The following is a 12,399-nucleotide window of genomic DNA, read 5'->3' on the forward strand; positions in this document are numbered from 1 at the left end:
GAAAAACGGCGCAGCGGGAAGACCGCTGCGCCGTTTTTCGTTTTGACGGCTGACGTGCCGCCGCCGGAAGCTTTCAGCCCTTCTTCTTCACCTTGGCCCAGCTGTCTTTCAGTTGAACGGTGCGGTTGAACACAATGCTGTTGCCGCTGTGATCCCTTTTGTGGTCCTTGCTGTCGGCGCAGAAATAGCCTTTCCGCAGGAATTGAAAACTGCTGCCTGCTTCGGCGTCCCCCAAAGAGGGTTCCAGTTTGGCCTGTACTGTCACCAGACTTTCGGGATTCAGGTAGTCCAGGGAATCCTCATCCTCTTCCAGGGTATTCAGATTTTCCCGGAGAAAGAGATTATCGTAGAGGCGAACCTCGGCATCCAGAGCATGGGCCGCACTCACCCAGTGAAGGGTTCCCTTCACCTTCCGGCCGTCGGGGCTCTGACCTCCCCGGCTTTCGGGGTCGTAGCTGCAGCGCAGCTCGGTGATATTTCCCGATGCGTCCTTGATTACCTCATCGCAGGTTACAAAGTATGCGTGTTTGAGACGAACTTCCTTTCCCGGTGCCAGACGGAAAAACTTCTTCGGAGGATCTTCCATGAAATCGTCCCGTTCAATGTACAGCTCGCCGCTGAAGGGAATGCTTCGTGTTCCCGCATGTTCATCTTCCGGGTTGTTATCAGCCTCAAGCCATTCTTCCTTTCCTTCGGGATAATTGGTAATAACCATTTTCACCGGATCCAGGACGGCCATACGCCGCTGCGCCGTTTTGTTCAGATGTTCCCGTACAAAGAATTCCAGCAGGGCAAGGTCCACCATGCTTTCGGTCTTGGTCACCCCGATCTCCGCTGCGAACTTCCGGATAGCTTCGGGGGTGTAGCCCCTGCGCCGCATGCCGCTGACGGTGGGCATTCTGGGATCGTCCCAGGATTCCACATGACCGTCCTCCACCAGCTGGCGGAGTTTCCGCTTGCTCATCACCGTGTAGGTGAGGTTCAACCGGGCGAATTCGATCTGTCTTGGGGGATTTTCCACCCCGATCTTTTCCAGAAACCAGTTGTAGAGAGGACGGTGATTCTCAAATTCCAGGGTACAGAGGGAATGGGTGATATTCTCCAGGGCGTCGGACTGGCCGTGGGCCCAGTCATACATGGGGTAAATGCACCAGTCGTCTCCGGTTCTGTGGTGACGGGCGTGTTTGATGCGGTACATTACCGGATCCCGCATGTTCAGGTTGGGGTGGGCCATGTCGATCTTCGCCCTGAGCACGCTGGAGCCGTCGGGGTGTTTGCCCTGGCGCATCTCTTCGAACAGTTTCAGGTTCTCTTCAACGCTTCTGTCCCGGTAGGGGCTGTTCACCCCCGGTTCGGTTGGAGTGCCTCTGCTCTTTGAGATGGTCTCGGGGTCCTGGCTGTCCACGTATGCGTTGCCGTCCCGTATCAGCTTGACCGCCCAGTCATAGAGCTGCTGAAAGTAATCCGAGGCGAAGTAGAGCCGGTCCTCCCAGTCGAAACCCAGCCAGCGGATGTCTTCCATAATGGAATCCACATACTCCTGCTCTTCTTTTACCGGATTGGTATCGTCGAAACGCAGATTATACACTGCGCCCTCAAAATCGTCCGCCAGCCCGTAATTCAGGCAGATGCTTTTGGCGTGACCGATGTGGAGATAGCCGTTGGGCTCCGGGGGAAACCTGGTGTGGACCGGAGGAGGAAACCTGCCCTCCTTCATATCTTCCCGGATGGCCGAACGGATAAAATCATTTTTGCTTGCGTTCTCTTCGCGTGGGTTGGCTGTATCCATGGCGGCGATTATAGCAGGGCAGATGAACTTGGTGAATATTTTCACAGCGGATGGAACAATAAATTGCTTGTGTTCTCACCCGCTTCCGTGTAGTAATGGAATACATGTGGAAAAAAGATGGCAAATCAGGGGGCGTTTCCCAGGCCCTGAACGAAGAACTGGACACATTCGACACGGAATTCCTGGAAGTATCCATAGAAGAAGTCCGCAGCATTTCAACCCGTTACCTTGAGGAAAGCGGGTTTAACCGGGACGAGGCGGAGCTTACCACCCGCAACCTCCTTGAAGCGGAGCTTGCGGAGAAGCGCAGCCACGGAATTATCAGACTGCCGGATCTGCGGAAACTGATTGCCAGCGGAGATATCCGGACAAATACATCAGGGCTCAGCCTGGTGCGGGACGGCGGCGATGCCCTTCATTTTGATGCCGAATATCAGAGCGGTTCGGTGGCCCTTTACCGCAGTCTGGAGGTTGCCTTTGCCAGGATGCGGGAACAGCCGGACCGGAATATTCTAGTTACCGGAATTAAGGATATGTCCTATGCTTCGGGGTACATCGGTGATTACGCCCGGATGGCCGCAGAGGAAGGGCTTCTGTTTCTGTCGTTTTTCAATTCCCCCCCCATTCTGATTCCCCACGGCAGCCGGGACCCCCAGTGGGGTACGGACCCGGTAACCTTTTCCTTCCCCGCACAGGGAAGCGAAAGCTCAGCCAGCATGGTGCACGACTCCGCCAGCTCGGTGATCACCTGGGGAGCCATGATGAACCTGAAGCGGGAAGGGAAAGAGCTGCCTCCCGGTGTGGCCCTGGATGAAGAGGGCAATGAAACCCGATCCCCGGTTGAGGGGATGAAGGGCGGCCTTTTAAGCATGGGTGAACATAAGGGGTCGGGAATGGCTCTCATGGTTGAACTGATGGCCGGAGCCCTCACCGGCAGCCGGGTTGGAACCGTGGTTGACGGCGGCTGGGGGGGGACCTACATTCTGATCAGGCCCGGAGTTTTTCTGGGGGATGACGAAAAGGTTTCCGCACAGGGAAGCGAGCTGCTTACCGCACTGAATGAATCCCGGCCCCGTGGCGGGTATGACAGGGTGCGTTATCCCGGGCAGCAAAGCCAGGAACGTCGGAACAGCCATCTGAAAAACGGCTCCATCCGGCTGCCGTCAATCCTCTGGTCGGATATCCGAAACGGCCTCAGGGCGAACGGGCAATAAAGATTCCCCGAACCGGTGCCTGGTAACCTTCAACTGTCCTGAGCGGGTCCCGGGGGTCCAGGAAATCTTTCAGACTTTCAAACTCCATCCATTCGGTCGCTCTCTGTTCTTCCATGCTGGTGCGGTTTGAGTCCGCATGCCGAATATGGGTGAAGCCGCAGCGCTGGAGAAGCTTCTCAAGATATGCGGGGGAGGGGATGTTCCATACGTTCCGCATTTTGCCGTAGCGCTCACGAGGCAGCAGGGACGTATGTTCATCCCCCTCCGCAATCAGGGTTTCCAGTACCAGTTCACCGCCCTCCCGGAGGCAGGATTTTAGGTGCAGCAGGTGATCGGCCGGACTCTTACGGTGATACAACACCCCCATGCTGAATACCGTATCGTAGATTCTGGTATTTACCGGGTATTCCTCCAGGGCCATGGGCAGCACGGCGACAGGCTGCCGATGATAATAACGCTGCATCAGGGCGAACTGGGCCACATTCAGCAGGTGGGGCTCCACACCCACCGCCGCATCGGCTCCCTCCTCCAGCATTCTCCAGAGGTGATATCCGTTTCCGCAGCCCACATCCAGAACTCTGCGTCCTTTGAGGGGGGAGATGTGAGGCAGAACCCGGTCCCACTTCCAGTCCGACCGCCATTCGGTATCCAGGTCCACGCCGAATACTCTGAAGGGGCCCTTCCGCCAGGGCATGAGCTGCCGCAGGTTTCCGGTAATCTGTTCCCGTTGGCGCATGGGCACGGAGGTGGGCATGGGAATAGAAGTGGACGTAGACGCATCGGGACCGCATTGCACCGCCGCCGAGCCCGGGAGACCGGCAAGTTCACAGAGCTCCGGTGACATTCCCCGGGCGTCGAACTCCGGAAGGGATGCGATGGCACCTTTCCAGTCGTCCATTTGCCAGTTTCTGTCGGGGGCCAGGTTGTGTTCCAGTACGCCCTGCAGCTCCTTAGCGATCCCCTTGAGAAACTCGGTCTTTCTGTGGCTGAAGAAGTCCCGGTACGCCCCGGGGGACATAATTATTCGGGGCTCAAGCATGGGTGGTGGCCTTTGCTGCGAAAAAGGAAGCGAAACTCAGGTACTGAAACCACTGAAACGACCGGCTGAATCCCGCATTGTCGAACATGCCTATAATCTCATCCGAACTGTTGGAGACAAGCACATTCTCCAAACTCTGACGCTTCTGGCTGATTTCCAGGTCGCTGTACCCCTGCATCCGTTTGAAATCAAGATGCATGTGGGTGAGAACCTCCTGCTGACCCTCCCGTTGGGGAAACACCAGCTTTTCAGAGATAATGCACACTCCTCCCGGTCTGAGAGCCTTGAATATCCTGTCGACAATCCGCTGTCTGCGTTTTGCGGGAATAAACTGAAGGGTGAAATTGAGCACAACCATGCTGGCGTCCGTCATCTGAATATCTTCAACATCTCCCAGCAGCAGCTCCACCTGTGTCCGGCTCTGATCCCACTGGATGTTTTCTCCGCATCGTTTCAGCATATCTGCGCTGTTATCAACCGCATGGATGGTAACCCCGTCCACGTTAATATTCCGCCGCATGGCAAGGGTGGCCGCACCCAGGCTGGCCCCCAGGTCATAGCAATTGCTTCCGTGCTGCACATAGTGCCGGGCGAACAGCCCGATCATATCAATAATATCGGCATAACCGGGAACCGAACGCTTGATCATATCCGGAAAGACCCTAGCTACCCGGTCGTCAAAGGTGAAAGGGGGTACCGGATCCATGGGGGTTGAGTAAATCGTATCCTTTTCGTGGTTCATGGCCGGGGATTGTAGCGCGTTGTGCCCGCTCTGTTAAGGGCTGAAAACCGGGGGCGGTGCACGTCCCGCATCGGGCAATTGCATGCTTGCGGTTTCCGTCGTCTTCATGAGAGTATCGGCGGGAGGAGCATACCATGCCGCTTACACTCAAAGAACATCATCACTGGTCGCTGGTCATCCCCACCAGCATGGGCGTACGGCTCACCCCGGAGAACCGCCAGCCCGTTGAAGCAGGCGGAGCTTTCCGCATCCATGCAACAAGCGCCGAGAGCAATGTGGGTAGCGTATCATCTTCCCTGGGGCTGTCGGTGAAAGTTCTCACCAACTTTGTGAAGGGCAGCCCTGTTGCACGGCTGATCCAACAGGATCTGAGGTCCCGGAATATCTGCTTTGAAGGACCGGAAGTTGAGCAGGGCGGTCCCTGGGGATACCGGCACCAGATGAATATTGCCGACAGCGGTTTCGGAGGCAGAGGGCCCAGGGTTCAGAACGACAGAGCCGGGGAAGTGGGGCGGCTCCTTTCAGCAGAGGATTTTGATTTAAAGCGCATATTTGAAACGGAGGGAGCGGCGGTTGTTCATCTTTCCGGCCTCATAGCCGCCCTGTCGCCGGAAACCGGGACATTTTGTCTGGAGGTGGCCCGGGAAGCAAAGAAGCACGGCAGCCTGATTTCCTTCGATCTGAATCACCGGGCATCCTTGTGGAAGGGCCGGGAAGATGAGCTGGCGCATACCTTTGCAGAAATTGCATCCCTGGCGGATATTCTTGTGGGGAATGAAGAGGATTTTCAGCTCTGTCTGGGGATTCCCGGGCCTGAGCCCGGCGGCAGAGATCTTGCCGATAAAATCCGGGGATTCGAGGAAATGATCGAAAACGCAAGGAAACAATTCCCGGCTGCAGCGGTATTCGCCACCACGCTGCGGGAAGTGACCGACGCCAATTCCCATAAATGGGGCTCAATCATGTTCTTTGAGAATGAGTGGCATATTATCCGGCCCAGAGAGATTGCGGTTCTTGACCGCATCGGCGGGGGGGACGGCTTTGTGGGCGGCCTGCTCTATGGTATTCTCAAACAATGGAAGCCGGAAGCATGGAATCAGTTCGGCTGGGCAAGCGGCGCCCTGGCTGCTGGAATGCTCACCGATTATGCCCGGCCGGTTGATGAGGAGCAGCTATGGAGCATGTGGGAGGGAAACGCCAGAGTGAAGCGGTGACAGTCAGCTGCGAGCTGGAACTCCACAGTATCGGGAGGAGAACCGTTGCCCTTCTGCCGGCGGAGGCCAGCAGACACTTACCCTCCCGGGGGCCGCCTGCGTTGAAGGCGAGCTGGAAGACCAGCCCATCCATCTGGTGTTGGAGCCCGACGGCAGGGGAAGCCACTGGTTTTACCTGGATACCCTGAAAACAGAGCTCAAGGAGCGCCTGCACTCTAACCACAGCCTGAAGCTGAAATTCCGTCCTTCGGAGCGCTGGCCCGAAGCGGAGGTACCCGCAGATGTTCAGAATGCACTGGGCTCGGATCCCTCGATCCGGGAAATTTGGCTGGATATTACCCCCCTTGCCAGGAGAGACTGGCTTCGCTGGATCTGCTCCACCAAAAATCCGGAAACCCGGCAGCGCCGCATTTCCGCCGCCCTGGATAAAATGAAGGGCGGGGAACGCCGGCCATGCTGCTTCAACCGGAATGCCTGTTGCGATCCTCATGTGTCCGCAAGCGGAACGCTGAACATTCCATGAAGCCCCCAGCCAGCTCTTGCGAATCGGGCTGCCGGTTTGCGGCTGCAAGGTTGCGCCGTCTTATGGGCTGAATTTCTCCAGTTCCCATCCGCTGTAAAGAAGAATTTCCGGCCGGTACTCGAAGTGGATGGTATCAAAATAAAACCACTTGCCTCCCCAGATAAAACCTTCTTCTTCAAAGGCTCGAACGAAACTCATGGGAGGCATGTGCCGCTGATCGTAGGGCAGGGAATACCAGGGCAAGCCTGCTTCCCGGGCCCAGCGCCAGTATACCTGGGAGCGGTCGTAACGTGCCGGGGGGATGTCGATGGCGATGCCGTAAGCGTGGTTGCTCCGGTTTGATGAGCCGGCGATGGACCGCCAGAACTGGCCGTCTATGTTCACAATAGAGTTTATAAAGCGGCGGAGCTGAGGATCTTCCGCTGCCAGCTCCCTGACCCTGCTTTCCACCCGGGCCAGATCTTCCATGAGGTCCCGGTGTACGTTCACCCTGGCCCCGAACAAATACATGGTCTTGGCCGCGGCATCGGCACTGGCGGCGTCATTGATATTCCACAGGGCATCGGTGAGGCCGGGATGTCTGCCGATGCCCGATGTTGCCCGGTCAACCACCCGCTCTTCCATGGAGGCGATCTGCTCCTCAGTGAACTCCCGGATTTCCGGCAATTCTTTCTCGTATTCGTAAAACGAGTAGCGGCTGTACCGCTCTTGCTCTTCCCGGGCCTCGGAGGGAAGCATTTTCCGGTCGGCATAGTAAAACCACTGATCGCCGATGCGCAGCGCCCAGTCTCCGTCCCGGTACGCAGTTTCGCTGATTTTATCCGGATATGCCCGGGCGAAGGCAAAAACCACCCGCCGGGCTTCCCGTGCTTCCTGTGAATCTTCCAGGACGGGGCCGCCGGGGGTCTCAGAGCCGGAACCTGCTCCAGTGCCGGACCTGCCGTTCTCCTCCGACTCGCCTTCCATCACAATTGAATTGGAGACATTGGAATTGGAGACATTGGAATTGGAACGGGATGGTGAAATCCCGGTTTCCGAACCGGGGGCAGCGGAGACGTTTGCCAGGGCAGATATCAGAAGTGTGAGTATGAATGCCGGGAGATATGCGTTTTTCATACCCTTAAAGATATTCAGCCTTGATCCCCTGTGTCCAGTAAGGTTGTGAAATTATTGATGCAGCTGTCCCTTGTGCATACCGGGAAAAATAGCGCAGAATAGGGCATGGAAAAACAATACAATCGGGCGCCCGGGGTATGAGCGTCCGGAGGATGTACGGATGCGAATAGAACCCGATATAAAGCTGGGATTCAAAGATGTGATGTTCCGACCGAAACGGTCAACTTTAAAAAGCCGTTCAGAAGTGGGGCTGAGACGGGAGTATCAATTCAGAAATTCCGGAAGAAGCTGGTCGGGCATACCGGTTGTGGCCGCCAATATGGACACGGTGGGCACGTTTTCAATGGCTGCCAGCCTGGGAAAACAGGAACTGGTGACCGCAGTGCACAAGCATTACCGGGTCGATGAGTGGAAAGATTTTCTGTCGGAGCTTGATGACGATTTTTTTGCCCGGTTCATGCTGAGCACCGGCACCGGCGAGGGTGACTACGCAAAACTTAAGCAGATTATGGCCCTGGACTCCCGGATTGAGTTTATTTGTGTGGATGTTGCCAACGGGTACTCCGAAGCTTTTGTGGATTTTGTGAAGAAGGTCCGTTCGGAATTTCCTCAGGTAAATATTGCCGCCGGGAATGTGGTGACCGGCGAAATGGTGGAAGAACTGATTCTCGCCGGTGCGGATATGATCAAGGTGGGTATCGGACCGGGATCGGTATGCACCACCCGGGTGAAAACCGGTGTGGGGTATCCCCAGATTTCGGCAATTATCGAGTGCGCCGATGCCGCCCATGGACTGGGCGGACATATTATCGCCGACGGCGGCTGCACCAACCCCGGTGATGTTGCAAAGGCGTTCGGTGCCGGAGCGGACTTTGTCATGCTTGGAGGGATGCTTGCCGGGCATGCGGAATCCGGCGGGGAGATTATCGAGTCTGACGGTGAACAGTACATGGAGTTTTACGGCATGAGTTCATCCAGGGCCATGGAAAAGCATTCCGGAGGAGTGGCCGAATACCGGGCTTCCGAAGGAAAGGTCATCACCATACCCTACCGCGGGGGGGTGAAGCATACCGTTCTGGACATATTGGGCGGGATCCGGTCCACATGCACCTATGTTGGCGCCGGAAGACTGAAAGAATTGAGTAAGCGCACAACCTTCATTCGGGTGGCGGAACAGGAAAACCGGGTGTTCAACCGGCAATAATCCTGTCCCTGCCCCCTTCCTTCCCTTCATAGAGGGCTTCATCGGCCCTCTTGAAGAGACTGTCGTAGTCTTCTTCAGAGCCAAGCTCAACCACCCCGGCTGTGAAGCTCAGCCGGTAACCTTCTGATACAAAATCCCAGTCCGCATTCTCCGCTGATTGTTTAATCCGGCCTGCCAGATCCATGGCGTCGCTGATTCCCGCATTCAGAACCAGCAGAAGAAATTCCTCTCCGCCCCACCTGCTTACCAGGTCTCCGCTGCGGACGCTCTCTTTCAGAATGTCTGAGAACTGCACCAGCGCTTTGTCGCCTGCTTCATGTCCGTAGCTGTCGTTAATCTGTTTGAAATGATCCAGATCCAGGAAGATGATGCTGAAACTGTGGTTGTATCGCCGTGCCCGGTCAATCTCTTCATGGAGGCGTTCGCTCATGGCCCTGCGATTCAGGATCTCGGTCAGCGGATCGGTGCTGGCCAGCAGTTCCAGCTTCTTCTTGAGATCGGTCAGCTGACGGTTTTTTTCTTCAAGCTCCTCAAGGCGTTCCTCCAGCTGGCTACGGGTTTGGGATAGCTCAATGTGGAGGTTCAGCCGGTGCATCAGCTCTTCGCTGTCAAAGGGTTTGGTAATATAATCAACGCCTCCGGATTGGAACCCCCTGCTGATATCCTTCCTGTCATCTAGAGCGGTGAGAAAAATGATGGGTAACTCTTCCTTGCTTCGAAACTCCCGGATTTTCCTGGTCGCCTCATATCCGTTCATTCCCGGCATCATCACATCCATGAGAACCGCATCTATCTCCTCCCTTTTCCGGATAAAGGAGATTGCTTCGTTGCCGTTCAGTGCCACGGCAGGTTCATAGCCTTTTTGATCCAGCATTTCCGCAAGGAATTGCAGATTCTGCGGATTATCGTCAACGATAAGTACTATGGGTTTCGATTTCATACATCTCCCTTTGCAAGTATGGCCAGTTTTGCATGCACCACGTCCATTCGGTAGGTTTTTACCGCAGTTTCGATTTCAAGGCTGATAGCCGCCAGGGCCGGCCATGGCAGCGCCTGGCTGATCTCCTGGAGGGTTCTGGAAAATTCCCGGGCCTCTGTGAGGGTAATATGGCTGCTCAGCCGTCGGGCTGAACGGAATATTTCCCGGTCCACCGGTTCAGACCATTCCTGCTGAATATGCTCGGGAAGTTCACGAAACTCCTCCCGAAGTTCTTTCAGAATATGCTTCTGGGTGTATTTGATTTTCGCAGCATCAAGATGATGATCCAGAATTCTGAGCAGCTCGCCGGCCCGAAAGGGTTTGTGCGCCCAGTCATCAAAAAGGTCGTTGTTTGTTTCTCTCTGAGAGAGACTTACACTGGCAGTGAGAGCGATGAGAGGAGTGCCGCGGTGGGTTTCCCAGCTGCGGATTCTCCGGGCCAGTTCCCGGCCGTCCATTTCAGGCATTCGGATATCAAGGATGATCAGGTCAAAACTCTCTGTTTCCAGGATTTCCAGGGCATCGGGTCCGGATTTGGCGGTGACCACCGAGGCACCGGCGTTCTCTAAAATATGTTCCAGGAGCTTCAGGTTATTTGCCACATCATCCACCGCCATAATTTTGAAGCCGCTGAGATCTGCGTGGTTGTTCAGGCTGTCTGCAGGGGAATCTCCTTCCCGGGAATATTCCAGGGATGGAAGATGGAGGGTAAAGGTACTTCCGGCACCCGGTTCGCTTTCCAAGCTGAGCTCTCCTCCCATCAGCCTGCTCAGTTTTCTGCTGATGGCCAGTCCCAGGCCGGTTCCCTCATATTTTCGGGTGCTTTGTCCCTCACTTTGCTTGAAGGATTCAAAAACGACCTGCTGCTGCTCACGGGCAATCCCGATTCCGGTGTCCTGCACCCGGATTTCCAGATCAAGAAGGTTTTCCGTCTGATTTTTCACCCTGCATTCAAGGGTGATCTTACCATGATGGGTGAATTTTACCGCATTCCCCACCAGGTTCACCAAAATTTGCCGAAGGCGGGTTTCATCCACCATAACGGTGGGGGGCAGATCCCGGTCCACATCCAGATCGTAAAGCAGACCTTTTTCACCCATGGGAATCCGGAACACATCTTTAATTTCGTTCAGCAGCATTATCAGGGATGTCTTTTCCGGGGTTATTACCATTTTTCCTGCTTCAATTTTCGATAGGTCAAGAACATCGGTAATCAGCAGCATCAGGTTTTTTCCGGCCTTTTCGATGATCTCCAGATATTCCCGCTGGCGCTCGTCTGTGACAATCTGCTCTAAAAGCTGGGTATAGCCCAGCACCGCATTCATGGGGGTTCTGATTTCATGGCTCATGTTTGCAAGAAATTCACTTTTTGCGGCGTTGGCGTTTTCAGCCTCCTGTTTTGCATCCTGGAGAGCCCGTTCCTGATCTTTCAGTCTGGTCATAGCCTCTTCCAGCTCCTCTGTTCGCTGCTGGACTTTCTGTTCCAGAAGTTCGCTCATTTTTCTCTGTTGTTCCTCAAGCTCCTTTCTACTGCTGATATCTTCAAATATATAGAGAACATGACGGGTGCTCCCGTTAAAACTGAAAATGGGTGCCATTGTCACCTTCACCCAGCATGAATGCCCTTCATCCAGAAGAATCCGGGCCTCAAAGCGTACATGATCCGGATTATCTCCCGCCGGACTCTCAGGCTCATATAATGGAATCTTCCGGGAATCGGTATCCATCAATTCCCGAACATGACCTCCTTTCAGTGCATGGGGGTAAAAGCCGAAGTATTCGGCAAATCCTTTGCTCACTTCAACAATGCTGTCGGGAGTGCGGGCGTAAATGGCCATCAGGGAGGAGCGCCGGAATATTCCCTCAAAAATCTGCCGGTAGTTCTCCAATTGATTGTTCAGCCTTGATTGCATGCTGATATCAGCAAAGCGTGACAGAATAATCCGGGTGTTCATGGCGGTGAGCAGAGGGTCAACTCCCGGGGAATCCTCCAGCTCCATGAGCATGAGAAGACGGCGGTTTCCGGTGTTCAATGAAACGGAGATTATCCGGCGGGGATCAGAGGTGAACGGATCGCATCCCGGCATTTGTACTTCCATCGGTGTATTTCCCGCTCCCATTCTGAGCATAGAGTCTGCAAGCTGAAGCCGGCCCTCAACCGGTTCCAGCTTTTCGGTCGCGGCTTTCGATTGTTCCCAGGCTGCGTCTCCGATATCAGGTTCGGTGATTTCGGTCCGTCCTGCAGTTTTTTTGCCGAACAATGCCTTGTCTGCTCCGTCCTGGTCGGGATACAGAAAATACAGGTGTAGGGATCGAAAGTGGCTCATGAGCAGGGGAATCAGGGTTTGGGCAATAAAATCTCCCTCCAACAGATGTTCCTGCATTAAACTGTATATTATTTGAAGATTGGTGCTTTCCGTTCCGTTTACATTCCCCACCAGGGGCTGTATTGCCCTGTGAAATTCAGGGGGGGCAGGTTCCTTCCTGTTCCTGCGCACATACAGAACGAGCAGAGTCAGGGCTCCAAGGGAGCTGAGAACCGTGGAACTGATGAGAACCGGTATGAGATCGGGCATATA

10 protein-coding genes are annotated in these 12,399 nt (G+C 55.0%); 4 read left to right on the forward strand and 6 right to left on the reverse strand.

The annotated features are described in order from the left end of the window. Positions 1-73: 73 nt before the first annotated feature. On the reverse strand, positions 74-1,789 hold the full coding sequence (locus tag L21SP2_RS03405) for a glutamine--tRNA ligase/YqeY domain fusion protein (RefSeq protein ID WP_041402112.1): 1,716 nt from the start codon (positions 1,787-1,789) through the stop codon (positions 74-76). A gap of 104 nt (positions 1,790-1,893) precedes the next feature. On the opposite strand from L21SP2_RS03405, the gene L21SP2_RS03410 reads away from it, so the two are divergent. Beyond that, positions 1,894-3,003: an Ldh family oxidoreductase gene (locus L21SP2_RS03410; RefSeq protein WP_041401107.1), complete on the forward strand. Its 1,110-nt coding sequence runs from the start codon at positions 1,894-1,896 to the stop codon at positions 3,001-3,003. Here L21SP2_RS03410 and cmoB read toward each other — a convergent pair. Beyond that, positions 2,984-4,042 carry a tRNA 5-methoxyuridine(34)/uridine 5-oxyacetic acid(34) synthase CmoB gene (cmoB, locus tag L21SP2_RS03415; protein WP_024267088.1) on the reverse strand — a complete coding sequence of 353 codons (1,059 nt, stop codon included), beginning with the start codon at positions 4,040-4,042 and terminating at the stop codon, positions 2,984-2,986. The two genes, L21SP2_RS03410 and cmoB, sit on opposite strands and share 20 nt — an antisense overlap. Next, complete coding sequence (cmoA, locus tag L21SP2_RS03420) at positions 4,035-4,784, reverse strand: carboxy-S-adenosyl-L-methionine synthase CmoA (RefSeq protein WP_041401109.1); 750 nt, start codon at positions 4,782-4,784, stop codon at positions 4,035-4,037. Before cmoA ends, cmoB begins: the two co-directional genes overlap by 8 nt. A 134-nt stretch (positions 4,785-4,918) precedes the next feature. Here cmoA and L21SP2_RS03425 point away from each other — a divergent pair, with 134 nt between their 5' ends. Together L21SP2_RS03425 and L21SP2_RS03430 are read left to right on the forward strand one after the other, a co-directional pair. Further along, positions 4,919-5,998: a PfkB family carbohydrate kinase gene (locus L21SP2_RS03425; protein ID WP_024267090.1), complete on the forward strand. Its 1,080-nt coding sequence runs from the start codon at positions 4,919-4,921 to the stop codon at positions 5,996-5,998. 136 nt (positions 5,999-6,134) lie between these two features. After that, a complete protein-coding gene (locus L21SP2_RS03430; RefSeq protein WP_053335567.1) occupies positions 6,135-6,521 on the forward strand; it encodes a YdeI/OmpD-associated family protein in 387 nt (128 codons plus the stop codon). A 60-nt stretch (positions 6,522-6,581) separates the two neighbouring features. Here the strand turns inward: L21SP2_RS03430 and L21SP2_RS16790 are convergent, their stop codons facing one another. Then, the gene (locus tag L21SP2_RS16790; RefSeq protein WP_024267092.1) at positions 6,582-7,637 is read right to left on the reverse strand and encodes a M15 family metallopeptidase; all 1,056 of its coding nucleotides are present in this window, start codon (positions 7,635-7,637) and stop codon (positions 6,582-6,584) included. A gap of 160 nt (positions 7,638-7,797) precedes the next feature. Between L21SP2_RS16790 and L21SP2_RS03440 the strand changes: the two genes are divergently transcribed. Next, entirely contained in the window at positions 7,798-8,841 is a 1,044-nt protein-coding gene (locus L21SP2_RS03440; protein WP_024267093.1) for a GMP reductase, read from the forward strand. On the opposite strand, the gene L21SP2_RS03445 is transcribed toward L21SP2_RS03440, so the two are convergent. After that, positions 8,828-9,781, reverse strand: a complete 954-nt coding sequence (locus L21SP2_RS03445) for a GGDEF domain-containing response regulator (RefSeq protein WP_024267094.1) — start codon at positions 9,779-9,781, stop codon at positions 8,828-8,830. The genes L21SP2_RS03440 and L21SP2_RS03445 overlap by 14 nt on opposite strands. Next, positions 9,778-12,396 carry a PAS domain-containing hybrid sensor histidine kinase/response regulator gene (locus tag L21SP2_RS16795; RefSeq protein WP_024267095.1) on the reverse strand — a complete coding sequence of 873 codons (2,619 nt, stop codon included), beginning with the start codon at positions 12,394-12,396 and terminating at the stop codon, positions 9,778-9,780. Before L21SP2_RS16795 ends, L21SP2_RS03445 begins: the two co-directional genes overlap by 4 nt. Positions 12,397-12,399 lie beyond the last annotated feature (3 nt).

The organism is Salinispira pacifica, from assembly GCF_000507245.1.
GTDB lineage: Bacteria > Spirochaetota > Spirochaetia > DSM-27196 > Salinispiraceae > Salinispira > Salinispira pacifica.